20 protein-coding genes are annotated in these 24,205 nt (G+C 38.3%); 6 read left to right on the top strand and 14 right to left on the bottom strand.

What is annotated here, in order from left to right:
- Positions 1–135: 135 nt before the first annotated feature.
- Positions 136–2,961 (top strand): excinuclease ABC subunit UvrA, encoded by a 2,826-nt coding sequence (gene uvrA / locus QL995_RS16290; protein ID WP_024589880.1) that lies wholly within the window; start codon positions 136–138, stop codon positions 2,959–2,961.
- A gap of 433 nt (positions 2,962–3,394) precedes the next feature.
- Here uvrA and QL995_RS16295 read toward each other — a convergent pair whose 3' ends face one another.
- Complete coding sequence (locus QL995_RS16295) at positions 3,395–5,539, bottom strand: winged helix family transcriptional regulator (RefSeq protein WP_197236580.1); 2,145 nt, start codon at positions 5,537–5,539, stop codon at positions 3,395–3,397.
- A 281-nt stretch (positions 5,540–5,820) separates the two neighbouring features.
- Here QL995_RS16295 and QL995_RS16300 point away from each other — a divergent pair, with 281 nt between their 5' ends.
- Entirely contained in the window at positions 5,821–6,186 is a 366-nt protein-coding gene (locus tag QL995_RS16300; RefSeq protein WP_197236581.1) for a hypothetical protein, read from the top strand.
- A 36-nt stretch (positions 6,187–6,222) separates the two neighbouring features.
- The gene (locus QL995_RS16305; protein WP_007586291.1) at positions 6,223–7,143 is read left to right on the top strand and encodes a TraB/GumN family protein; all 921 of its coding nucleotides are present in this window, start codon (positions 6,223–6,225) and stop codon (positions 7,141–7,143) included.
- A gap of 115 nt (positions 7,144–7,258) precedes the next feature.
- Here QL995_RS16305 and trpS read toward each other — a convergent pair whose 3' ends face one another.
- Genes trpS through rpe form a run of 3 tightly spaced genes read right to left on the bottom strand, consistent with a single transcriptional unit; the run spans position 7,259 to position 9,644 of the window.
- Positions 7,259–8,263 carry a tryptophan--tRNA ligase gene (gene trpS, locus QL995_RS16310; RefSeq protein ID WP_024589884.1) on the bottom strand — a complete coding sequence of 335 codons (1,005 nt, stop codon included), beginning with the start codon at positions 8,261–8,263 and terminating at the stop codon, positions 7,259–7,261.
- Positions 8,264–8,295: 32 nt separating this feature from the next.
- Positions 8,296–8,961: a phosphoglycolate phosphatase gene (locus tag QL995_RS16315; RefSeq protein WP_007586289.1), complete on the bottom strand. Its 666-nt coding sequence runs from the start codon at positions 8,959–8,961 to the stop codon at positions 8,296–8,298.
- Entirely contained in the window at positions 8,961–9,644 is a 684-nt protein-coding gene (gene rpe, locus QL995_RS16320; protein WP_007586288.1) for a ribulose-phosphate 3-epimerase, read from the bottom strand. The genes QL995_RS16315 and rpe overlap by 1 nt, the downstream gene beginning before the upstream one ends.
- A gap of 161 nt (positions 9,645–9,805) precedes the next feature.
- Here rpe and QL995_RS16325 point away from each other — a divergent pair, with 161 nt between their 5' ends.
- Both QL995_RS16325 and QL995_RS16330 read left to right on the top strand, forming a co-directional pair.
- Entirely contained in the window at positions 9,806–10,108 is a 303-nt protein-coding gene (locus QL995_RS16325; protein WP_007586287.1) for a hypothetical protein, read from the top strand.
- 3 nt (positions 10,109–10,111) lie between these two features.
- Positions 10,112–10,297, top strand: a complete 186-nt coding sequence (locus tag QL995_RS16330) for a DUF2970 domain-containing protein (protein WP_007586286.1) — start codon at positions 10,112–10,114, stop codon at positions 10,295–10,297.
- Here QL995_RS16330 and QL995_RS16335 read toward each other — a convergent pair.
- The 9 genes from QL995_RS16335 to QL995_RS16375 all read right to left on the bottom strand — a co-directional run bounded on the left by QL995_RS16335 (position 10,254) and on the right by QL995_RS16375 (position 19,172).
- A complete protein-coding gene (locus QL995_RS16335) occupies positions 10,254–11,111 on the bottom strand; it encodes a Dam family site-specific DNA-(adenine-N6)-methyltransferase (protein ID WP_007586285.1) in 858 nt (285 codons plus the stop codon). The genes QL995_RS16330 and QL995_RS16335 overlap by 44 nt on opposite strands.
- Before the next feature lie 53 nt (positions 11,112–11,164).
- Positions 11,165–12,508, bottom strand: a complete 1,344-nt coding sequence (locus tag QL995_RS16340; RefSeq protein WP_290294622.1) for an AAA family ATPase — start codon at positions 12,506–12,508, stop codon at positions 11,165–11,167.
- Positions 12,509–13,579 carry a 3-dehydroquinate synthase gene (gene aroB, locus QL995_RS16345; RefSeq protein WP_290294623.1) on the bottom strand — a complete coding sequence of 357 codons (1,071 nt, stop codon included), beginning with the start codon at positions 13,577–13,579 and terminating at the stop codon, positions 12,509–12,511.
- Positions 13,580–13,606: 27 nt separating this feature from the next.
- Positions 13,607–14,125, bottom strand: a complete 519-nt coding sequence (gene aroK / locus QL995_RS16350) for a shikimate kinase AroK (protein ID WP_004589350.1) — start codon at positions 14,123–14,125, stop codon at positions 13,607–13,609.
- Positions 14,126–14,309: 184 nt separating this feature from the next.
- Positions 14,310–16,415, bottom strand: coding sequence for a type IV pilus secretin PilQ family protein (locus QL995_RS16355; RefSeq protein WP_007586274.1), 2,106 nt, complete (start codon positions 16,413–16,415; stop codon positions 14,310–14,312).
- Entirely contained in the window at positions 16,402–16,941 is a 540-nt protein-coding gene (locus QL995_RS16360; protein WP_007586272.1) for a pilus assembly protein PilP, read from the bottom strand. The genes QL995_RS16355 and QL995_RS16360 overlap by 14 nt, the downstream gene beginning before the upstream one ends.
- Positions 16,938–17,543, bottom strand: coding sequence for a type 4a pilus biogenesis protein PilO (locus tag QL995_RS16365; RefSeq protein ID WP_007586270.1), 606 nt, complete (start codon positions 17,541–17,543; stop codon positions 16,938–16,940). The genes QL995_RS16360 and QL995_RS16365 overlap by 4 nt, the downstream gene beginning before the upstream one ends.
- A complete protein-coding gene (locus QL995_RS16370) occupies positions 17,533–18,105 on the bottom strand; it encodes a PilN domain-containing protein (protein WP_007586268.1) in 573 nt (190 codons plus the stop codon). Before QL995_RS16370 ends, QL995_RS16365 begins: the two co-directional genes overlap by 11 nt.
- Complete coding sequence (locus QL995_RS16375) at positions 18,093–19,172, bottom strand: pilus assembly protein PilM (RefSeq protein ID WP_024589891.1); 1,080 nt, start codon at positions 19,170–19,172, stop codon at positions 18,093–18,095. Before QL995_RS16375 ends, QL995_RS16370 begins: the two co-directional genes overlap by 13 nt.
- A gap of 130 nt (positions 19,173–19,302) precedes the next feature.
- Between QL995_RS16375 and QL995_RS16380 the strand changes: the two genes are divergently transcribed.
- The gene (locus tag QL995_RS16380) at positions 19,303–21,795 is read left to right on the top strand and encodes a PBP1A family penicillin-binding protein (protein ID WP_290294626.1); all 2,493 of its coding nucleotides are present in this window, start codon (positions 19,303–19,305) and stop codon (positions 21,793–21,795) included.
- Between the two features lie 64 nt (positions 21,796–21,859).
- Here QL995_RS16380 and metL read toward each other — a convergent pair whose 3' ends face one another.
- A complete protein-coding gene (gene metL, locus QL995_RS16385) occupies positions 21,860–24,205 on the bottom strand; it encodes a bifunctional aspartate kinase/homoserine dehydrogenase II (RefSeq protein ID WP_290294628.1) in 2,346 nt (781 codons plus the stop codon).

The raw sequence follows: 24,205 nt of genomic DNA on the forward strand, positions 1-24,205 counted from the left end.
ATTGAGGTTGGGATTCTACCATAAGCTTGGCAATAATTAATCGCCTATAAGTAAGGATTTTTCATTGATCAAGGATTAATATTGCTTCGTATTATGCGATACTGAGTAAATAATTTTGGTAATAAACGAGATAGCATGGAAAACATTGAAGTCCGAGGCGCCCGTACGCATAATTTAAAAGACATCAGCCTAACCATCCCACGTGATAAATTAATAGTTATTACTGGTCTATCTGGTTCGGGGAAGTCATCACTTGCATTTGATACACTTTATGCAGAAGGACAACGCCGGTATGTTGAATCACTCTCTGCGTATGCAAGACAATTTTTATCGCTTATGGAAAAGCCAGATGTAGATCACATCGAAGGCCTCTCTCCTGCAATTTCTATTGAGCAAAAATCAACGTCTCATAACCCACGATCAACTGTGGGTACTATTACCGAAATTTACGATTACTTACGACTTATGTTTGCCCGCGTTGGCGAACCACGATGCCCTACACATGATTTACCACTTGCTGCGCAAACCGTTAGTCAAATGGTAGATACTGTTTTGGCACTGCCTGAGGGCAGTAAGTTAATGCTGCTTGCGCCAATAGTAAAAGAGCGTAAAGGTGAGCATGTTAAGTTATTAGAACAGCTATCTAGCCAAGGTTATATTCGCGCCCGTATAGACGGTGAAGTATGTGACTTGTCTGATCCACCAACACTTGAGCTTCATAAAAAACATACAATAGAAGTTGTTGTAGACAGATTTAAAGTAAAAGATGGCTTACAACAACGCTTAGCAGAGTCATTTGAAACCGCACTTGAAATGTCTAATGGCGTTGCACATGTAGCATACATGGATGATAGCAGCGCTGAAGAAATTCTATTCTCAGCAAACTTTGCCTGCCCGACTTGTGGCTATGCAATGACTGAGCTAGAACCGCGTTTGTTTTCGTTTAATAACCCTGCTGGTGCATGCCAAACCTGTGATGGTTTAGGTATACGTCAATATTTTGATCCTAATCGCGTAGTGCATAACCCAGAGTTAAGCCTTGCTGGCGGTGCAATTAAAGGCTGGGATAAACGCAGCTTTTATTACTATCAAATGCTACAAGCCGTTGCTGAGCATTATAGTTTTGATTTAGATGTGCCTTATCAAGATTTAGACAGCGACTCGAAAAAAATTATTTTAGATGGCTCTGGTAGCACTAAAATTGCGTTTAATTACCGTAACGACCGTGGCGATTTAATTACGCGCAATCATGAGTTTGAAGGCGTGTTAAACAACATGAATCGCCGCTACCGCGAAACTGAGTCAAACTCAGTACGCGAAGAGCTTGCTAAATACCAAACAAGCCAAGCATGTCCTAGCTGTAATGGCTCGCGTTTACGCGAAGAATCTCGAAATGTATTTATTGGAAAAACCAACTTACCTGCAATCACGTGCATGAGTATTGGTGAAGCTATGGAGTTTTTTGAAGGGTTAACGCTAACCGGACAAAAAGGCCAAATAGCTGAAAAAATACTAAAAGAAATTCGCGACCGTTTATCGTTTTTAATTAACGTTGGCCTAAATTACTTATCACTTGAGCGCAGCGCCGACACACTCTCAGGTGGTGAAGCTCAGCGTATTCGCTTAGCGAGCCAAATTGGTGCAGGCCTTGTAGGTGTAATGTACGTACTAGATGAGCCATCTATTGGGCTGCATCAACGCGATAACGACCGTTTATTACAAACATTGGTACATTTACGCGACTTAGGTAACACCGTTATTGTGGTAGAGCACGATGAAGATGCTATTCGTGCCGCTGACCATATTATTGATATTGGCCCAGGCGCGGGTGTTCATGGTGGGCATATTATTGCTCAAGGAACACGCGACGATATTTTAGCAAGCAAAGAGTCTGTTACGGGCCAGTTTTTATCAGGCGTACGTAGAATAGAAATACCAAAAGAACGTCACCCAACAAACGACAAATGGCTAGAGCTATTTGGCGCAACAGGTAATAATCTTAAAAATGTGGATTTAAAAATCCCATTTGGTTTAATGACCTGTGTGACAGGTGTATCGGGCTCGGGTAAATCAACGTTAATAAACGACACTTTGTTTAAACTTGCTCATACAGAGCTAAATGGCGCAACAACTGCCGAAGCGGCACCATATAAATCAATTAGTGGTTTAGATCATTTTGATAAAGTGATCGATATTGATCAAAGTCCGATTGGTCGTACTCCGCGTTCAAACCCGGCAACCTACACAGGTATATTTACCGGCATTCGTGAGTTATTTGCAGGTACACAAGAAGCGCGCTCACGTGGCTACAAAGTAGGTCGCTTTAGCTTTAACGTTAAAGGCGGACGCTGTGAAGCTTGCCAAGGTGACGGCTTAATTAAAGTTGAAATGCACTTTTTACCTGATGTGTATGTACCGTGTGATGTATGTAAGAGTAAACGCTATAACCGCGAAACCCTCGAAGTACAATACAAAGGTAAAAACATACACCAAGTGCTTGAGATGACTGTTGAAGACGCTCATGATTACTTTGATAAAATACCGGCTATTGCGCGTAAGCTTAAAACGCTGATGGACGTTGGTTTGTCGTACGTGCGTTTAGGTCAAGCCGCTACCACTCTCTCTGGTGGTGAGGCGCAACGTGTAAAATTAGCACGCGAGCTATCAAAGCGTGATACTGGTAAAACGCTCTACATATTAGATGAGCCAACAACAGGCTTACACTTTGCTGACATTGAACAGCTGCTTGTTGTACTTCATCGTCTGCGCGATCACGGCAATACAATTGTTGTTATTGAGCACAACCTCGATGTAATTAAAACAGCAGATTGGGTTATCGATTTAGGACCTGAAGGCGGAGCTGGCGGTGGTGAAATACTCATTGCCGGTACACCAGAAGAAGTAGCCGAATGTGAGCGTTCACATACTGGGCATTACTTAAAACCTCTATTAAATAAATAGAGGTTCGGTTGTTACAAATCAATCGGTATTAAGGTTATTTAACTGTCGAGATTACACTTGATTAAAAATGGCGAGAAGATTCACTTCTCGCTATTTTTTTGCTCTAACTTTTCTTTTATCAACATAATACCAATCCGCAATAATACTTAATCATTTTGCGGGGCTAAACGTGTCGCTACCTGTGTTAAAAAATTCTCATTTACGACTGCATGGATGCAGAAGGTAGAAGGTAGAAGGTAGAAGGTAGAAGGTAGAGCAATGCAGGAGCAATTGCCGAGAACAACTAAATAGCGAATTTTTTGCCTAGCTACCAACACGTTTTTCCATCCTCAAAATAGATCACTTAATTAAGCGAATTGGTATAACAATCGAAAATGCTATTAAAGAAAAACAACACACTGCTACAAGCTTAATCTAGAAAGATAGACACGCCCTAGTCATTCCAACTTATCTGTATTATTTGCATGTCTTTATATTTAGCACCCGTGAATAAAATTTCGTTATCTGAACTCACTTCAAAACCAATAGGTCGAAAGTCCACGTGTATATCTTGTATAGTTTGATCGTGTAAATTTAGTCTAGCGACTCTAGAAATAGAATCTGAATAATAGAAATAGTCTTTGCTAACTCCATACGCAACTGACTTTTTGGCGTTTTTAGGTAATTCCCAGCTTTGCCTATCTGAAAGGCGAATTAACTGATTATCATTGGTTACGTACCCGTTACCTTTACTATCTGAAATGAGTTTATTAGCTTTTATACCTTCTATTACACGTGTATCACGTGTTACTAAATTAAATTCTGCCAATATATTTTTTGAACCAAGTCGCTTAACATAAATAATGCTGTCGTTATTTTTTGACCAAATATAGCTTACTATTTTATGCTTATTAAATTCTTCAAATGGATAAAATTTTTGAGCGTTTACGTCATAAAGTGAAAAACCTTTATTTTTCATGAATATCATGCGTTGCTTATTAGGAGAAGCTCTTAGTCCTCCTAATACAAAAGTTGATGAGCCATCATCGTAATTAAAAAAGCTAAGTTGCTTTGTAAGACCATTTTGAGAGAGCCACAATTGACTGCTGCCAGAACGCTCTGATACAAAAACATGTGCTGTCCCTTCCTTATTAATTATTTCAGCAATGTTGTACTCGTCTTTATCACTTTTATAAAGTGCTTCATACTCAGGATTATCACCAAAAGGGTCTGTAGCTTTAATAAGCGAGTATGCCTGTGTCATATTTTCCGAGTAAAATAGGCTGTTATCAGAGTGAACTGCAATATAATAAGGTGAAATTGCTGGGGTAACCGTTAATGTGCGTTTAATAATATTATTTTCCTCAACCACAATGGTTGAAAGTTCAGAGCCTTCAAAAACAATCACGCCTTTATCGTCTGCAAGCCAGTCAAACGCGAAGCTAATTATGCTTTTCTTTGCTTTAAATAACCGCTTGGTTTCATGGGTCTCAAAGTTGTAGCTAAATACAGAAAAAGGCTTACCCTTTTGACTAAGTACATATGCTATTTTACTACCAGAATGAGATAAACGAGGCATGATTACGCCATACATGACGCCTGGTGGTGGGATCACTATGAATTCTTTTTTAAGTTCTAAATCATATTTATATAAACCTGAACCCTCATGCTCATTTTTATATTCGGTGTAATAAATATGCTCACCACTTTCGTCTACTTGCGCATAACCTGTGTATCTAAGGTCACACTTTTTAATTAATGTAGCCTTTCCTATAACAGGAAACTGGCTTAAATCAACGAGAACCATTTCACACTTTTGCTGCTTTAAGTTAGTCGCTTGTAACAACACAGAGTGCTGATTTAACTGCCACGATAAAATGGATACTTGAAAGCCAGGATAGGTAATTTCAACTTCCCTTTGATCAGATAGTCGTTTTACAAATGCATGCATTACGTCATTTTCAGGTTCAACATTTGTATAAGCTAAATATTGTTTATCTGAGGACATCTCAGGATGAACCTCACTGCCTATATTCCACGTGCTTGCTACCTTATTAACCGTGATCTGTTTAATCTTTTCGCTAGAAGGTGCATTAATAAAAAACAACCCAAACCATACTAAAAAGCACAGGCAAATAATGGCGAATAAAGAATAAATCAAAAACTTTTTACTATTCGTTCTTTGAACTGGTTGAGAAGTAGTTGCAGTAGCTATCTCTTCATTTTTGGCAGAAATACCCGGTGAGTCAGACAAAATGTTTGCAGGCTCTTTCAAAACGTTTGCTTGCGTTAAACGCTCAGGTATTACTGTTAGGCTATATCCTTTACGGTAATGCGTTTTTAAAAGCGGCGCTTTTTCAATTGGGTGGGCAAGCTGCTTTCTTAACTCTGAGATTGCACGGTTAATCGCATTATCGTCAACAAAGCTTTGTTGCCACACACTCTCAATAAGCTCTTGGCGGGAAACGATTTGTTGAGGCTTATCTATAAAGTGGAGTAATAACTTTACTAAAAGTGGATCTAATTCCCTTTCTAAATGGTTTGAAGTAATCACACAGCGATTACTAATAAATTGCCAAGGTCCGATTTGATAATTCATAGTCTTTACGTATTTTTATTTTTATAAACCGTATCACATCTACACTTTATTTTATAGAAAAAGCATTTTAAACCTTATATTAGCATTATAAGGTTTAAAGCTAACACACTAAATTTAAACAATTATTTAGCTTTAAAACCTTATCTATTAATTGCTCATAACTAGATAAGCGACTCTTAATAAATTCAGCGATATTCTTTAAACCGTCATCAACAAGCAGCTTAGTAAAAATCATTTGTGATTCTAAATTGGCTGCAGCAAAAAATACAAAAGGTTTAATTATGAACAGCACAATGAAAAAAGTACTACCGGCTTTACTACTAGCAACTGCTTTTAATACTACTTCAGTTATTGCAGCTGACACTAAACAAAACACCGTTCAAAATAATTTTGAGAAATGCATGATTGGTGAAAGCATAAAGGCAATTAGCCCTGTTAATCAAAAACTACAAAAAACAAACAAAATAGACGCTTCTGAGTCTTTAAAAAGTAATGTTGATAAGCAAACGTTACTTTCTTCAATAGATGAAAAAATATCAGCTGAGCTTGACTCTTCAATGAGCAAAATAAACTCGCAAATTGATAAAAATCTTTCAAAGGTAACATCGTCAATCACTACATATTTCAGCAATGTGTTATCGAACTAAAAACAATAAAATTAAAAGTTATATTAAGGAATTATCATGAAAAAATTCACAAAAAAATTAGTATCTGCCAGCGTATTACTTAGTTGCAGCCTTTTAGCAAATACAGCACAGGCTCAAAGCTCTGTATGGCAAGTAAGTAATGGCAATGACTCACTATTTATTGGCGGTACAGTTCACATACTACCTAAAGCTGAAATGCCACTACCCGCTGAGTTTAACCATGCTTATGAACAAGCAGATACAATTATTTTAGAAGCACCGTTACCTGACCCAGCCGACACCAATGCACAAATGCAAATGTTAGGTGCGCTATCGTATACAAATAACGAAACGTTAAGTCAAAAGCTAGAACCCGAGATTAAGGCTTTACTTGAAAATAAGCTTAGCGAGTTTGGCGCTAACCTAGCTAAGTTAGATGGTTTTCGCCCTGCTATGGTTAGTATTGTTTTAATGTCGATGGAGCTTCAAAAGCAAAATTTAATGGGTGAAGGGGTTGATGCTTACTTTACTAAAAAAGCGACTGAAGATAACAAAACAAAAGATTACTTAGAAACAATGGAATTTCAGTTAGAGTTTTTTAAAACAATGGGTCAAGGCAACGAGAACGATTTCATTAAACGTAACTTAGCCGAGCTTCACAACTATGGCGATATGTTTAAAGGACTTTTAGCTGCCTGGCGCAAAGGTGATACAGACACACTGAATAAAGTGGCACTTGAAGATATGCAGCAAAATGATCCGAATAGCTATAAACAAATCATTACAGATAGAAATAATGATTGGTTACCAAAAGTAGAAGCCATGTTTAACAACGACAAAAATGAGTTTGTACTTGTTGGAGTTGCCCACCTCGCAGGACAAGATAGTTTACTTACCTTACTTGAAAACAAGGGCTATAAAGTTTCTCTAGTTGATATTGATAGCACGGCAGATATAACAGTAAGAGGGGCTGAATAATGGATAAAACAGATAAACTAGCGATATCGCTACTGTTTCTATTTGGGTCTATCATGTTGATATGTGCTATATAAAAAATGCCGCTAACAAGCGGCATTTTTTTATTTTAATAAACTTACCCGCGAGGAATAAAACCAAGCGCATCGTATACCGATTTCAATGTTTTCTCAGCACGTACACTTGCTTTTTCAGCACCTGATTTCATTATGCTATTAAGTAGGTTTTGATCTTCTCTGATCTCTTTAAAGCGAGCTTGAATTGGCTCAATCATGTTTACAACTGCATCTGCTGTATCTTTCTTTAAATGGCCATACATTTTATCTTCATACTCAGGAACTAGGTCTTCTATTGAGCGCTTAGTTGCAACACTCAATAAAGTAAGCAAGTTTGATACGCCAGGCTTTTCTGTGCGATCAAAATAAATACGTGCTTGTTCATCTGAATCTGTTACTGCTTTTTTAAGCTTTTTCACAATTTGTTTAGGCTCATCTAATAACATGATGTAACCATTTGGGTTTTCGTCAGACTTAGACATCTTTTTAAGTGGGTCTTGCAAGCTCATTACGCGTGCACCAAACTCAGGAATGTACGGCTCTGGTAATTTAAATACGTCGCCGTATAAATTATTAAAGCGTGTTGCTATATCGCGAGTCAGCTCTAAGTGTTGCTTTTGATCTTCACCAACGGGTACTTGATCAGCTTGGTATAATAAAATATCCGCAGCTTGCAATACCGGATATGAAAATAAGCCCACGTTTACGTTATTTGCATGCTTAGATGACTTGTCTTTAAACTGAGTCATTCGATTAAGCTCACCCATTTGCGCGTAACAATTTAATACCCACGCTAACTGTGCGTGTTCAGGTACTTGTGATTGTACAAATAACGCAGATTTTTCAGGATCAATGCCACATGCCGCGTAAAGAGCAATACCATCCAACACTCGAGAGCGCAGTAATTCAGGCTCTTGGCGAACCGTAATAGCGTGTAAGTCTACTAACATAAAGAAACTTTCGTGGTCTTCCTGTAACTTTAGCCACTGGTTAATAGCGCCAACATAGTTGCCTATTGTCATACCACCGGTTGGCTGAATGCCGCTTAAAACTACTGGTTTACTCATGATTTTCCTTTATTTTGCTTAATTAATAATATTTAACGCTGCGTTAGAACAGGTATTATATCTAAGAAGTGATCGCATAGGTACTGTGGATTATAATCCTTGAGATTTTCACCTTGGTTATAGCCGTAACTAAGTGCGATTACGTCTATATTAGCGGCTTTAGCTGCAAGTATATCGCTTTTAGAATCACCTATCATTATCGCTTTACTAGGTTCAACCTTTAGTTTTTTACAGGCAAATAACAATGGATCTGGCGATGGTTTTTTTGCCATATCGTCACCGCATACAATCACATCAAAATGACTCGTTAGTGCCAGTTTATCAAGTAGTTTTTCTGTAAATATTCGAGACTTATTAGTGATTAGTGCTTTAGACATACCACGAAGTGCTGCAAGCCCGGTTTCTACATGTTGGTACAAAACACTATACTCACCAACTTGTTGTTCATAGTGCTTATAAAACTGTAATATTGCTTTACTACTAAGTGACTCATCTAGATGCTCACTCACTTGCATATCACCACTCAAAGCGCGTTTAACGAGGACTTCAACCCCATTACCGACCCAGCTTTCGACCAAGCGTTGGCTAACAATAGGAAAAGCGAGGTCACTCAAGGTTAGGTTAATAGCAATATACAAGTCGTAAACGCTATCAACTAAGGTACCATCTAAATCAAATAAGGCTATATCGTATTTCATTACTTAACACTTCCAAGCTGCTCACGCATTTGATCAATCACAACTTTGTAATCTGGTTGGTTAAAAATAGCTGAGCCTGCAACAAACATATCAGCGCCTGCTTGTGCTGCTGCTGCAATGTTATCGACTTTAATGCCACCATCAACCTCTAAGCGAATATCTCGACCCGATTCAATAATGCGTTGCTTAGCTTGGCGTAATTTTTCAAGCGTATGAGGGATAAAGCTTTGCCCGCCAAAACCTGGGTTAACCGACATAAGTAAAATGGTATCTAGCTTATCAATAACATGATCTAAATAACTTAAGCTTGTAGCAGGGTTAAACACTAAGCCTGCTTTACAGCCGTGATCTTTTATTAACTGTATTGTACGATCGACGTGCTCACTGGCTTCTGGATGAAAAGTAATAATTGATGCGCCAGCCTCTGCAAACAATGGAATAAGACTATCTACAGGCTTAACCATTAAATGTACGTCGATAGGTGCTGTAATGCCGTAATCTCTGAGTGCTTTACACACCATAGGACCAATTGTGAGATTAGGTACATAGTGATTATCCATTACATCAAAGTGAACCACGTCAGCGCCCGCTTCGAGTACTTTATCAACATCTTCGCCTAGTTTTGCAAAATCAGCAGACAAAATAGAAGGGGCTATTAAATATTTTTGCTCTGGGTTAAACATGATTAACTCCATCAATAAATAGTGTATTGCGTTAATGTAACTTAATTGAAGATGTTACCCAAGTAATATGGCGTAATAGCCCCTATTTCAGGTAACTTTAAGTTTGATATTTAATCAATATTTGCTATGATTAAAAAAGTAACAAATTATTGGATTTCATCATGCGTGCTTTTAAAACTGGGATATTAATTGCGTCGGCATTACTGCTTATCGGGGCGTTTAGCTTTGATTCAAGCTCTGAGCAAGAATTAAGCTCAGTGGGTAATTGTCATAATACACAAGTGGTAAGTGCTCAAAACACATTAACTACAATCACGTGTATTAAAGCTGAAGAAGAGTCATCGTGGTTTTCGTGGTTAACTGGCGATAGCCGTAGTGCTCAGTTTCATTACCTCGATTTACTAGAGCTACTTACTAGCTCTGATGATTCTAAAAACACTCCATCTTTAAAACCTTTATTTTAAATAATGCTGCAATTTTTTAGTGCGTTGCAAAGTGTGCTAGCAGCATTTTTTGGTGTTCAATCTGAAAATAAACGCCAAGTCGATTTTAAACAACACTCTCCTGTCTCTATCATCCTAATTGCGGTTGTACTATTTATTGCTTTTGTTATCGCAATTTACGCTGTGGTTGCTTGGGTGCTAAATACATAGCCATCAACTCGTCAACTTTATTTCTAGAGCCACCTTTGGGGCTAATAGTGCGCTTTACTTGAATTTGGTCAAGTGATGCTTGGCTATAAATTTTTCGAGTCCATACGGTATCGTGATTAGAGATAAGCACTGGTGTATCATTTTCAAAGGCAGCCTTCTCAGCCAGATTAGCCAAATTAGCCTGATCATCTAAATTAAACCCCCCTTTAGCGTAAGACGTAAAAGAAGCGGTTTTACTTAATGGTACATAAGGTGGGTCGCAATAAATAACTGCATTGTTAGGCACTAACTTAAAAACATCATCGTAATCTAAACAGGTAAAGGTTGCTTTTTGTGCTTTTTCAGCAAAAAAATACATTTCTTTTTCAGGAAAGTAAGGCTTTTTATATTTACCAAAAGGCACATTAAAAATACCTTTTAAATTATACCTACAGAGTCCGTTGTAACCATGGCGGTTCATGTATAAAAACAATATTGAACGTTCATATACATCACGACTTTGATTAAACTGCACACGATATTCGTAATAAGCATCTGCGTGATTATTCAAATCTACAAATAACTTTTTAGCGTCACTAATCAGCTCATCTGGAGAGCTTTTTAGCTCTTTGTATAAGTTAATTAAGTCTGCATTTATATCGTTGAGAATATAGTGTTTAAAGTCACTATTTAAAAACACAGAGCCTGCACCAACAAAAGGTTCAACCAACGTATCAGCATGCTTGCTAGCTTGGTTTAATCGCGCATTAATATTTTCAACTAGGCTGTATTTTCCGCCGGCCCATTTAAGGAAGGCTCTACTCTTTTGCTGCATTGGCTCTTTACTTCAATCTGGTGTTGCGCGATTTTACACTAAAGCAGTGTGTTTTACTGATCAACGAGTGCTATTTCTTGCTTTATTTTACTAATTTTTTTATAGAAAGGTTTATTTTTTCTAACCTCAGCAGATAAAGTATCCATTGCTGATTTTGCTTCGTTTATACTTTCAAAACTGCCAAATGTAACAACCCACCATATTTTATTATTTCGCTTTGTTTGGTAAGTATGAGTTTGCTGCTGTAGATTGAATTGAGCAATAAAATTATCGCTAACTTCCTGCTGAGTTACGGCTAATAATTGAATAACACTATTTGTATCTATTTGCTGCATGTACCATATATTATCTTGGCTGATCTGAGTTTGCTCTGCTGTATTTACTTTTAGAGCTTCAGATTTAACGTCACTTGATACACTGCTTTTATTATTAGTACTATCATCAACATCATTGTCTGATACGTTAACTGTGTTGCCAGGTTCGGTAAGGCTTTGCATTATGGCAGGCACATCATTAATGTGTACACGCTCTGCCTTAATATCTGGCTCAACTACTTCAAGTTCATTTAAGTTAATTATTGAGTCATTTTTCTTTATAGCCGGCTCACTTACTTGCTCTATAGATATTGCTGTATTTACTACTTGTGTTTCTTCTTGCTGATAATACTGTTGCCACCACTGCGTCATATCCGACTTATAAAGCAGACCAATAATTAAAAGCATAATCAGCAACATCAAAATCAATAAGTGTAATCGCCAAGACACTTTGTCTTTAACAATAATATCGGCTATGTGCTCACTAGGTTGCCAAGCAAGCAATAAGCTGGGATTACCGTGAGCCTCAGCTAAAAAAGTACTAAATACAGGGTCTTCATCATAGGGTAAGTCTGTAAAGTACCACTGCAATAACATCTTGCTTTCTCGAAGCGTTAGCGGCTCCAGATAAATTTCAACAGCGTTATTTAAAGCCAGTTTAGACTGTGAAGCTATTATAATATATAGCGTATTTGGGCTGTTTTTAGAAAGTAACTCAAGCTCAATTAACATCTCATCAGATAATTGCCTACCGCCATCAAGTACCCATAAACATGGCCCGCATGGTTGCTGCTGCAGTAATTGGTAATAGTTTTCAGGTAAACTTAAGTTATGATCAATCAGGGGAGAGTTAAAGCTTTGCTCTAATAACTCACTCATTAGCTGAGCATCAGTCATTTGCGCACTTACTTGCACGAAGGCTTTATTAAAGTCGTTGTATTTATCTGTAATGAAGGTTTCGAGCATATAACTTTTACCTAGCCCAGAAGTGCCAAGTAAAACAATTAAATTTTGCCCGTACTCAAATTGCAGTGCGATTCTATCCACCAAAGCCGCACGGCTTGGTAAAATTTGTGACTGCATTTACTGCTCGATTAAGTCTCTAACTTGATCATCAGATACATTATCAACTAATGCACACTGGCCAAATTGGGTAGGTAGAATAAAGCGGATAGTGCCTTTTTTATTCTTTTTGTCTTTACGCATATGCGTTAAAAACTGCTCGCTAGTCATTTGCTTTGGAATTTCTGTTGGTAAATTATATAGCTCAAGCAGCTTAATAATTCGATCAACTTCATCTGCGCTTAAATCTTGGCGTGTCTTGGCAAGTTTAGCTGCTAATACCATTCCTGTTGCAACAGCTTCGCCGTGTAACCAAACGCCATAACCCATCTGTGCCTCAATTGCATGGGCAAATGTATGGCCTAAGTTTAACAAAGCCCGTAAGCCATGTTCTTTTTCATCTTGAGCAACTATAAGCGCTTTTATTTCACAACATCTAAAAATGATATGCTGTAAGCATGCTTCATCTAGTTGCTGTAAATTAGTCACATTTCGCTCTAAATAGGCAAATAATTCGGTATCGTAAATCAGACCATACTTAATTACCTCAGCCATACCTGCTGCAAACTCTCGTGCAGGTAGAGTGTGTAATGTTTGCGTATCAATAAAAACCGCTTGAGGCTGATAAAATGCCCCTATCATATTTTTACCTAACGGATGATTTACTGCCGTTTTTCCACCTACCGATGCATCAACCTGTGAAAGCACTGTCGTTGGTATTTGAATAAACGGTACGCCGCGCTGATAACAAGCCGCTACAAAACCAGTTAGGTCACCTACAACACCGCCACCTAACGCAATTAAACACGTATCTCGGCCACAGTTATTTTGTAGTAAAAATGCTGATATTTTTTCAAACCATTCCAGTGATTTATATTGCTCACCGTCAGGAATAATAAAAGATAGCGGATTTAGATCAGCTAATGAATCAAGTAACCTTTGCAAATATAAAGGCGCTATTGTGTCATTAGTAATGATGATAGGCCGACAATCACCAATGTGGTGAACCAGGCGGCCATTATCTTGAAGTGCAGATTGCCCAATATAAATAGGATAACTTCGCTCGTCCAAATTAACAGTTAATTTAAGCATGCTTGGCTATTCCTTTATTATTGGTTTTTAAAAATCTAATTTCTCGATGATTTGGTTAGCAACAACTTTAGCGCTTTGCTCATCGGTACGTACAACAAAATCAGCAACTTCTTTGTATAGTGGCTCGCGTTCTTCTGCTAAGCGCTCTAGTACGTTACGAGGTGCTTCTTCAGTTTGCAGTAATGGGCGACGCTTGTCGCGTTGCGTGCGTGCAACTTGCTTCTCTATAGGTGTCTCTAGGTATACAACGATACCTCGAGCCGAAAGCTTGTTTCGAACTTCTTTGCTCATTACTGAACCACCACCGGTAGCAAGTACAATACCTTGCATCTCGGTTAAATCGCCAATAACAGACTCTTCTCGAAGTCTAAAGCCTTCTTCACCTTCAAGATCGAATACCCATGCAATATCTGCACCTGTGCGGCGTTCGATTTCTTGATCAGAATCAACAAATTCAAGGTGTAATTGGTCAGCGATGTGACGACCAATCGTGCTTTTGCCAGCCCCCATGGGGCCAACTAGAAATATATTACGTTTCTCAGCCATATCTTTTAGTACAAACAAACTCTAAAATTTGAAATAAAACCCCGCCTAACGACCTGGCCCCAAAATTAAGGAGGGGATTATCTCAGTAATTGCGGGGGTATTTCAAGTCAATTAGCATAAAAAGCCATATAACGAGCAATTAATCTAAATAATCACCCATTGGTTAACATAAAACCACTGTATTTTAATCAATTTGTATTTTTGGTGTCACAAAAATAAGTAATTCACGCTTTTCATTAAACTCACTTGTGGTTTTAAATAGTCTTCCTACGTAAGGAATGTCACCTAAAATTGGCACTTTACTCGTAGTATTAATGATCTGCTGCTGGAAAATACCACCGAGTACTACGGTTTGTCCATTCTCAACTAACACTTGAGTTTGAATCTCTTGGGTATCAATAGACACTGCTTCACCTGTTCCCGTTTGTACAGTATCACCACGAGTATCTTGAGTAATAATTAAGTCTAGAATTACTTTATTATCAGGTGTGATATGAGGTGTCACTTCTAAGCTTAGTACCGCTTTTTTAAAGCTTACAGTAGTAGCACCACTTGAAGCTGACTCAGTGTAAGGGATTTCAGTACCTTGCTCTATTCGCGCTTTTTGCTGATTAGCCGCTATGATACGCGGGCTAGCAATAATTTCGCCTTTATTCTCTTCTTCAAGAGCACTTAGCTCTAAATCAATTAATGTACCGTTAGCCAATTTTGCTATGTGCAAACCAATACTGGCCGCAGGATTAGAAATTGGTAAATTTACATTTAATCGATCTGAAATACTTGGCGCATTTGAAGTTGATGTCGCATTATAAATACCTTCAGCGCCTTCAAGGGAGCCAGAAATACCAACACTACTGCCTTGATCACTAAAGCCCCAGCGTACGCCTAAGTCTTCAGTAACGTTATCGCGCACAGTTACCATTCGAGATTCGATTACAACCTGCTGTACCGGAATATCGAGTGTTTCTATCATCCGGCGAATGTTTTCTATACTCTTTACAGTATCTTTTACCAATAAAGTATTTGTACGCTGATCAACCGATACACTACCGCGGGCAGTTATAATACTGTTCCTATCTGTTTTTAATAAGTCAGCAAAATTTTCGGCTTTAGCATAGTTTAATCGAATGTATTCACTATAGAGTGGTTCTAAGTCTTCAACTTGCTGTTTAGCTTTTAAATCTTTAGCTTCACGTGCCGCAAGCTCCTCTGCAGGCGCTACCATTAAAATAGAACCATCCATGCGTTTGTCTAGCCCTTTAATACGCAATACTACGTCAAGCGCTTGATCCCACGGTACGCCATCTAAGCGCAGTGTTATATTACCTGTCACTGAATCACTGGTTACTAAGTTAAAATCGTTATAACCCGCAATAATCTGTAGTGCTGCTCGCACAGAGATATCTTGAAAATTTAAGGTCATAGGGCGACCTTGATACTCAACGCCACCATCTAAATAGGCGTTTTGCGTTTCATCTTTTTCTACCGTCAGCGTTAAAATATTATCTATTTGCTGGTACGTAAATGTAAACTGAGCGTTTGGCTCAATAACGACACGACTTAATCCGTCTTCTTTAAAAGTCTCGATATTACTTACAACAGTACCAAAATCTAATACATCTAATTCATAAAGTAGGTCATCTAGAATATCGGTGTGATGAAAGTCAGCGTAAATTTTACCGCCACTTTCATGGACTTCAATTGCAGCTTGAGTGTCTTGTAAAAATACGAGTACTTTCGCTTCGCCCTTTTCACCACGTCTAAAGTCAATTGATTGGATACGGTTGATGTAATTTCCACTTACATCACCTGAGTCCATCGCTACATCTTCATTTTCAGATTCTGTAAGAGGATTATCAGACACGCGTATTGATACTAAGTTGTTATGAACTTCAGTTTCATAAATTTTTAATCTATCTAAGTTTACCGTTACCTTTAAACCACTGTTAGTTAAAACATTAGTAACACTGCTAATTCCAGCTTGATTAACTTCAACATCATTTAAACCAACCTCTAACTCTGCGGTATCAAAAAACATTTCGATTCGGGCTGGGCTATTAAACACCTGAACTTTTGGCTCAAGCGTTAACTCTTCATCAAAAACAAGCTGTAACTCAGTTTCGCCTTTAAGTAATGGATTATAACGAACATCATAAAGTAACGGCCCTGCAACGGCTGAATTTACAGTGACTAAAGCAACAGCAGCCAGTAATGTTTGTGAAATACGATGAAGCCAAAGTACATCCTTATGCATGCTATTTTTACCTTTTTTATTATTAATTTGCGCCATCTGTTGCCGCCTCTAACATTTCTAATTTAGTCAAGCGCTCTTTCCAACAGCCAGACCCATCAGGGATTAATTCCACTAACTCTATATAGTCGTTACTTACTGTTTTTACTTTGCCATCATAACTACCAAGGTAATTCCCTACCGTTACACGATGCAAAGTAGCGTCAGCTGCTGTTATTAATGCCCATATTTGTCCACTAGAACCAATTGTGCCTTTCATTGCTAAGTTATCTAGCGGGTATTTTTCTAACGGTTCGCGGCGACGCTCTTGATCTGGGTGCAAACAGTTTTTTACTTGCGTTAATTTATTTTGGATTATCTCAGGCTGAGGCGCTACAAACGGGCTACGTAGCTGACCAGCACTGTACTCAAATATTTCAAACTTTGTCAGCTCAGGAATTGATTCAACCTTTGGTGTTGTGCTTGCTTTTACTTGATCAATAAATTCTTTTTGCTCAGACGTATCATCATTACAACCACTCAAAACAAACACCATTACTACAGGTACTACGCGAAGGAGCTTCATTTTTTAACCCCTTCTTCATAGCGATATGTTTTTGCAACAACACTAAATGTTAACTGTTTATCGCCCGATGATAAAATAGAAAAGTCATGTAAGCTTACAATTCGTGGTAACTGAGCTACTTTACCCACAAACTCACCAAATTCATGGTAGGTCCCTATCACTTCTATTTTAATCGGTAATTCAGTATAAAATTCTTTCTCGACTTCTGGTAACCAACCTATTTTTAAAAAAGTCAGACCACTTGTTGTGCCAACATACGACAAATCATCAAGTAAACCAGGGGTTTCGTTAGAGGTAGGTAAACGTTTTAATAATTGTGAAAACTTATCTTCCATTTCAATCATTTGTTGACGGTAGATCTCAAGCTTACTCGCGACTGCGTATTTAGTGCGATAAGTTGTGCGTAACTCGACCTCTTTCGCAACTGCACTGTGGTAACTATCAATTTCATCAGAAACTAATAGGCTATAACTAAAAAACAATACAAGTCCGGCAACAAACGTACAGCAAATTGCTTTAACTGCAATAGGCCAATCGCCAATGTTATCGAGCTCTATTTCATTCCAATCAATTTCACTCAGTGCTTTAAAATCAAGGCTCATCGCTAACCTCACCAATTTTATCAAATGGTTTTACATAAAATTCCATATTAAAATCACTAAGTAAACGCGAAGATTGATCGCCTGCAACAATGCCTTGCATTGAAGGATTCTCTAGTAAATATGAGCTTTGTACTTGGCGCAGCATTGTTGATAAACGGTTATTAGATTCACTACGTCCCAATACATGTATTTGGCTGCCTCTGCGCTCGAGTTTTGTTAAATAAACCCCACCCGGTACTATTTTGGCAACTTCATCCATTATTTGCGTACCCAAATTACGGCTGCTTTGTAATTCTTCAATGAGCCTCATACGCTGTTGTAAGTTTTCTTTTCTTTTATCTAAACTTCTAATTTCACTTATTTTTTTATCTAGCATGCTAATTTCTGAGCTTAAATAGTTATTCTTTAAGTTTTGACCGTCTTTTAATGCACTATAAAAAGAGCTTAATAAGTACATACTCGCAAAACAAAGTATAACGACACCAATAAGTATAGTTACAAATTTCTTTTTCGATTCTTCGCGCTGCGATTCACGCCAAGGAAGTAGATTTATATGTGGCATGTTGAAAAGCTCCTTAATGCCAACCCTGTCGCAATTGCAAACTGCGTTTTGTGACGCTGCATTACATTACGATCTACTTTTGGAGAAATTTCCATATTTTCAAAAGGCTCAGCAACGACAGAGTGAATACCTAGTTCTTCAATGAGTAATCGGTCAATACCTTTAATCATCGATGTACCACCTGTTAATACAATATAGTCGATTTGCTCTTTGCCACTGGTTGTTAAAAACATTTGCACCGCGCGTCGCACTTGTTGAAGTAACGAAGTTTGAAAGGGGGCTAATACTTCAAATGTGTAGTTTGGCGGTAAATCACCTGATGTTTTACCAATTTCAGCTTCATCAAATCCTTTATTATAATAAGCAACAATACTATTTGTATATTGGTCGCCACCAAAAACTTGGTCACGTGTATAAATTGTTTCCCCAGCTTGAACAACGCTCACGAGCATTAAAACCGCACCAATATCAACCACAGCCACACATTTATTAAATGCGTCGCTAGGTAATTGTTGGTAATACACATCCATTGCACGACTTAATGCATAGCTTTCTACATCAACTATTTTAGCTTCTAAATTTGCAGCTTCTAAAGCGCCAACTCGCGCTTCTACACTCTCAGTACGAGCAGCTGAAAGCAAAACATTCATTTTACTAGGATCGGCCTCATTCGTCGAAAGCTTCTCAAAGTCGAGGCTCACTTCATCAAGAGGATATGGAATTAAACTATCGGCTTCAATTTCAATTTGCGACTCAAGTTCAGCATCAGTTAACGATACATCCATGAAGATCACTTTTGTAATGACTGTTTGGCCAGAAACAGCCACTGCTGCAGATTTTAACGACTTTGGTAATTTTTTTCTTAATTTTGTAATTACGTTACCAATCGCTTCAATATCTTGAATTGTGCGCTCACTCATTGCGCCTTTTGGCATCGGCTCAATTGCAAGTGCTTCGAGTCGAAATCCAGTTTCAATTTCACGTAAAAGCACAGCCTTAATAGAGTGTGATCCAATATCAATTCCTACCATCATTTGGGACGGTTTTTGAAATAGTTGACTTAGCATGTTTCAACTTGGCCTTTGTTTTAATAATAAACAAGTTATAATTTTTATATGAAAAAATATTATTCATTTTTTAATCAATATATACTAGCAGTCAAAACTCGCAATTGGGAGTCCATTTAGGGAAATATAAGTGATTTTATTAAAACGAACTTTACAATTTTTTATCATTTGTGTGTTAATTGGTCTGATTACTTTGATCAGTCTTTATTACTACGTTAAACCTGATATCCCCAGTGTGCAAGTTTTAAAAGACGTGCAATTACAAACTCCTATGCAAGTATTCACTAAAGATGGGCTTTTAATCAATCAATTTGGTGAAAAACGTCGTATTCCAGTGACTATTGATGAAATTCCTCAAACACTCATTAATGCATTTTTAGCGACAGAAGATAATCGATTTTACGATCATATAGGCATAGACCCTATTGGTATAGTACGTTCGGCTGTTGTTCTTATATCTACTGGCGAGAAAAAGCAAGGCGCAAGTACTATTACTATGCAGCTTGCTCGTAATTTCTTTTTAACACGCGAAAAAGCGTATATCCGTAAAGTTAAAGAAATATTTATAGCGCTGCATATTGAAGGAGTGTTAACAAAAGACGAAATTTTAGAGCTTTACCTTAATAAAATAGAATTAGGTAATCGTGCTTTCGGTATTGGTGCAGCAGCGCAAGTTTATTACGGTAAAGAGCTAAAAGATTTAACACTTGCGCAAATGGCGATGATTGCAGGTTTACCTAAAGCACCTTCAGCTTTAAACCCAATTCGTAACCCAACGCGTGCAAAAGCGCGCCGAAATGTAGTTTTAGGCCGTTTACTGACCGAAGACTATATAACACAAGAGCAATATAACGAAGCAACTAGCCAACCTATTACAGCTTATTTTCACGGTGCAGAAATAAACTTATACGCACCGTATATCTCTGAAATGGTGCGCGCTGAAATGGTTTCGCGCTATGGGGTAGATAAAGCCTACAACTCTGGTTTTAAAATTTTTACCTCAGTAGAGTCAAAGGTTCAAAAAGCAGCGCAAAACGCACTTGTAAATAACTTACACAGTTACGATATGCGTCATGGTTTTAGAGGTCCAACTGATGTTTTATGGAATCCTGAAACACAACCAGCTTTAACTGAGCAACAAATACTCAATAAATTACAGAGCGTAAATGAGTTAGGCACTTTAAAAGTTGCAGCAGTACTCAGTGTTAATAATAAAACAGCTACAGTACTACTTAAAAACGGTGAGCAAACAACTCTCAGTTGGGATAGTTTAAAATGGGCGCGTAAGTATATTACTCGCTACCGCCAAAGCTTTGCTCCAAAAGCAGCTACTGATATTTTAACGCCAGGTATGCAAATATGGGTACGTCAAAACGAAGATAACAGCTACTTATTAAGCCAAATACCAGAAGCATCAAGCGCTATTGTATCCCTCGATCCACAAGACGGTAGAATAAAAGCTATTGTAGGGGGTTACAGCTTTGAGCAAAGTCAATACAACCGAGCGATACAAGCTAAGCGTCAAGTGGGTTCTAATATAAAACCTTTTATATATTCGGCAGCACTTGAAAAAGGTTACACGCTTGCGTCTATATTAAATGATGCACCTATAAACCAATGGGATAAGAGCCAAGGCGTAGCATGGCGTCCTAAAAACAGCCCTGCTGTTTACAACGGTCCTATTCGAATTCGCCGTGCTTTAGCACAGTCTAAAAACGTTATTTCGGTGCGCTTACTACGTGGTGTTGGATTGCAACGTACAGCTGATCACTTACTAAAATTTGGTTTTAAAGACGCTGACATTAATCGCAGTGAATCATTAGCCCTTGGTAGTGCTTCCATTACTCCTCTTGAACTTGCAAGAGGCATGAGTACATTTGCCAATGGCGGTCATTTAATTGAACCTTACTTTATCTCAGAAATTCAAGACGCTTACGGCAATGTATTGTTTAAAGCAAACCCTGCTCTTGCCTGTGACGAAGAGCCTTTGCCAACACATAATGCACTCTCAATGCATAATAGTGATGATGAAATGGAGCAAATGAAAAAATGTGCGCCGAGAATTATTTCTAAGCAAAATGCATTTTTAATTGCTGATGCTATGAATAGTGCAATTTGGGGGGGTGGTAGCTGGGCTCATAAAACAGGTTGGAGTGGAACCGGTTGGCGAGCACAAGCGCTAGATCGTCGCGATATTTCGGGTAAAACAGGCACAACTAATGACTCAGTAGATACTTGGTTTAGCGGTTTTAATAGTAATGTGATGACCTCAGTTTGGGTTGGCTTTGATAACCCGGGCAATGCTCTTGGTCGCTCTACGTACAATAACAACCTAGATAGCAGCCAAATATCAGGTGCGGAATCTGGCGCTAAAACCGCGCAGCCAGCATGGGTTGAATTTATGAAAGCGGCACTTGAAGGCAAGCCTGAAGCCCCAATTGAGCCGCCTGAGGGACTTGTTTCTATTCGTATTGATTTAGCTACAGGCTTACTTAGCCATAAAAATGACTACACAAGTCGATTTGAATATTTTGAAAAAGGCACCGCACCTACAAAGTATGTGCTATCTCAGCCTAACGATATATTTGAAGAAGACACTAAAACAGAAGAAGAGCTATTTTAATAATATGTATGTAATACAAAAACGGCAGCTTATTTAAGCTGCCGTTTTTGTTTAAACCAAATGTTTATTTTAAGTTTTGAACAAGCCAATATAAATCAGAGTGTACACCCGCAGCGGTCACTTCCCTACCCGCTCCTGGCCCCTGAATCACTAATGCGTTATCGCTATACCATTTGCTATTAATTACAAAAATATTATCGCCTGGTGTAAGGTTTGCTAACGCATCGCCATTAGGCACATACGCGATTCCCACTTTAGCAATTACTTCACCTTGTGTGATTTCTAACAAGCCCGTATATCTAAGTACTAAATTTTTAGACTTTGCTGTCACTGCATGCTCTTCGATGAACGCGTCTAGCTGTGCTTTTTTATTTAAAAAGTCATCCCAACTTCCCAGCGCAAGTTCATCTGGCATCAATGCCGATAAGCTAATATCGTCAAGTTCAAGCTCAACACCTAGCTCTCGAGCTAAAATAAGTAGCTTACGCTGCATATCTCGCCCAGATAAATCTTCGCGAGGGTCTGGCTCTGTGAATCCCATTTTCTGAGCTTCCAGTAGCAACTCAGAAAATGGCCTTGTTCCATCATATTTACTGCATAACCACGAAAGCGTGCCTGAGAAAACACCTTCTATACGTGTTATTTTATCGCCACTATTTTGCAAATCAGCCAAAGCAAAGTTAATAGGTAAGCCAGCGCCTACACTGGTGTTATATCGCCAATGTAAATTACGTTCTGTAATATTACTACGAAGTGCTTTATACCAAGTAGTCGGTGCTGTTCCAGCGTATTTATTAGCACTAATTAAATGACAGTTTCTATCTACAAAGTCTGGATATAACAAGCTAAATTGTTCACTTGCGGTAATATCAATTACAATTTTATGCTCGTAATCGAGCTCATTTATAGCATTCAGTAAATCTGCAGATTGATAGCTATTTGCCTCATGCTGCCATTGAGTTTTCCATTGCTGTGTATTAATACCACTTGCATTAAACAGCATTTTTTTAGAGCGAATTAGACCGACTAATTTAATACTAAAGTCATCCGATAAACGCTCAAATTGTGCCGATAACTGTTTAATGAAAACGTCGCCAACGTTACCAAGCCCCGCAACTATAATTGCGATTTCTTGGCCTTTATTAATTAGCTTATCGTGTAAGTCACTTTGTATATCACTATCTATAAATTGATCGGTAAGCAATAAAGCATAGCCAGTATCTTGATGGACAAAACGAGGTTTTATGCTGTGGAGTTTTAATAAATCTAATGCTTGTAAGCTTAATGTATTAACGTCTTGCTCAGGCGCTACAATTGCACAACCGTTTAAATTTGACTCGCTAATATTTGCCCTACCCGCAAAATAATTAATAACCAGATAAGTTTGTGCTGCAGGTACTACTAAATACACTTCACCATTATGGTTAAAGTGATGAAGGCTATGCTGAATAAGCTGACTAACACTTGCAACTTCACCTTCACTTAATCCTTCAACCATTAATAGGTCAACATTTTGCAACGTGGTTATAAAACGCTTTTTCTTCGCTGAACCTTCTTTGACTATATCTGTTGGACTTGCTTGTACGTCAAAACTACTGCGAACAGCTAGCTTAATATCTGTGTTTTTAAGTGGCGATAGTGTTTTTGCATGTAATACAGGGTTACCCAAACGAGCTAATAAATTAGCTTGCCCACGGCAAATTTTGCCGTATTTAATCGCTTTTTTTACCTTGCGAGGATCAGTGCTATACACTCCCTGTGTATCAGTCCAAATACATACTTGCTTAGCATTGCAATAATTTGCAAGTAGTGTTGCACTGTAGTCACTGCCATTTCGGCCAAGCGTTACTGTCTCGCCTTTGATATCTGCGGCAATAAACCCAGTAACAACATTTATTTTATTAGGCAAAATTAACTGCCCACATTGCTGCGCATTTTGCGCATGCATTAATTCGCCATCATTTAAGGTAAAAAGAGTACGTGCATCTTGAGCGCATGCCTCAATATTTAGCTGCTGTAAATAAGTAGCGAGTAAACGTGCTGACCACAGTTCGCCATGTGCAAGCAATGCAGCCTCTTTTAGCTGCTCAGCTTGAGCAAGTTCTGCAATATAGCTAAGTTCGATACTTAGTGTTTTAAGTGCACTTCGTTTTAAATCGGCTTCTAATAGCTGCTCTATTAAATCACTTTGATGGTTATTTAACTGCAGTAAAATATCAGCGACTGCTTGAGTATCTTGTTTTTGATAGCTTTGCCAAAGTAATACTAGCGTATCGGTTGTCTTACCCGCAGCCGATACCACAACACAGTCGCCCGTCTGAGTATGCCCAATAATTATTTTAGCTACGCTTTGATAGCGCTCACTTGAGCTTAAGCTTGAACCACCAAATTTATGTACACAATTGACCAT

It is taken from the genome of Pseudoalteromonas sp. APC 3358 (assembly GCF_030408075.1).
In the GTDB taxonomy this organism is placed as follows: domain Bacteria; phylum Pseudomonadota; class Gammaproteobacteria; order Enterobacterales; family Alteromonadaceae; genus Pseudoalteromonas; species Pseudoalteromonas arctica.

Coding starts and splice junctions, on each gene's coding strand:
- QL995_RS16370 (WP_007586268.1), bottom strand. CDS start 18,105: ATGCCACATATAAATCTACTTCCTTGGCGTGAATCGCAGCGCGAAGAA.
- QL995_RS16315 (WP_007586289.1), bottom strand. CDS start 8,961: ATGAAATACGATATAGCCTTATTTGATTTAGATGGTACCTTAGTTGAT.
- QL995_RS16365 (WP_007586270.1), bottom strand. CDS start 17,543: ATGAGCCTTGATTTTAAAGCACTGAGTGAAATTGATTGGAATGAAATA.
- QL995_RS16340 (WP_290294622.1), bottom strand. CDS start 12,508: ATGCAGTCACAAATTTTACCAAGCCGTGCGGCTTTGGTGGATAGAATC.
- QL995_RS16305 (WP_007586291.1), top strand. CDS start 6,223: ATGAAAAAATTCACAAAAAAATTAGTATCTGCCAGCGTATTACTTAGT.
- aroB (WP_290294623.1), bottom strand. CDS start 13,579: ATGCTTAAATTAACTGTTAATTTGGACGAGCGAAGTTATCCTATTTAT.
- QL995_RS16330 (WP_007586286.1), top strand. CDS start 10,112: ATGCTGCAATTTTTTAGTGCGTTGCAAAGTGTGCTAGCAGCATTTTTT.
- QL995_RS16355 (WP_007586274.1), bottom strand. CDS start 16,415: ATGGCGCAAATTAATAATAAAAAAGGTAAAAATAGCATGCATAAGGAT.
- metL (WP_290294628.1), bottom strand. CDS start 24,205: ATGGTCAATTGTGTACATAAATTTGGTGGTTCAAGCTTAAGCTCAAGT.
- QL995_RS16295 (WP_197236580.1), bottom strand. CDS start 5,539: ATGAATTATCAAATCGGACCTTGGCAATTTATTAGTAATCGCTGTGTG.
- uvrA (WP_024589880.1), top strand. CDS start 136: ATGGAAAACATTGAAGTCCGAGGCGCCCGTACGCATAATTTAAAAGAC.
- aroK (WP_004589350.1), bottom strand. CDS start 14,125: ATGGCTGAGAAACGTAATATATTTCTAGTTGGCCCCATGGGGGCTGGC.
- QL995_RS16325 (WP_007586287.1), top strand. CDS start 9,806: ATGCGTGCTTTTAAAACTGGGATATTAATTGCGTCGGCATTACTGCTT.
- trpS (WP_024589884.1), bottom strand. CDS start 8,263: ATGAGTAAACCAGTAGTTTTAAGCGGCATTCAGCCAACCGGTGGTATG.
- QL995_RS16300 (WP_197236581.1), top strand. CDS start 5,821: ATGAACAGCACAATGAAAAAAGTACTACCGGCTTTACTACTAGCAACT.
- QL995_RS16375 (WP_024589891.1), bottom strand. CDS start 19,172: ATGCTAAGTCAACTATTTCAAAAACCGTCCCAAATGATGGTAGGAATT.
- QL995_RS16335 (WP_007586285.1), bottom strand. CDS start 11,111: ATGCAGCAAAAGAGTAGAGCCTTCCTTAAATGGGCCGGCGGAAAATAC.
- QL995_RS16360 (WP_007586272.1), bottom strand. CDS start 16,941: ATGAAGCTCCTTCGCGTAGTACCTGTAGTAATGGTGTTTGTTTTGAGT.
- rpe (WP_007586288.1), bottom strand. CDS start 9,644: ATGTTTAACCCAGAGCAAAAATATTTAATAGCCCCTTCTATTTTGTCT.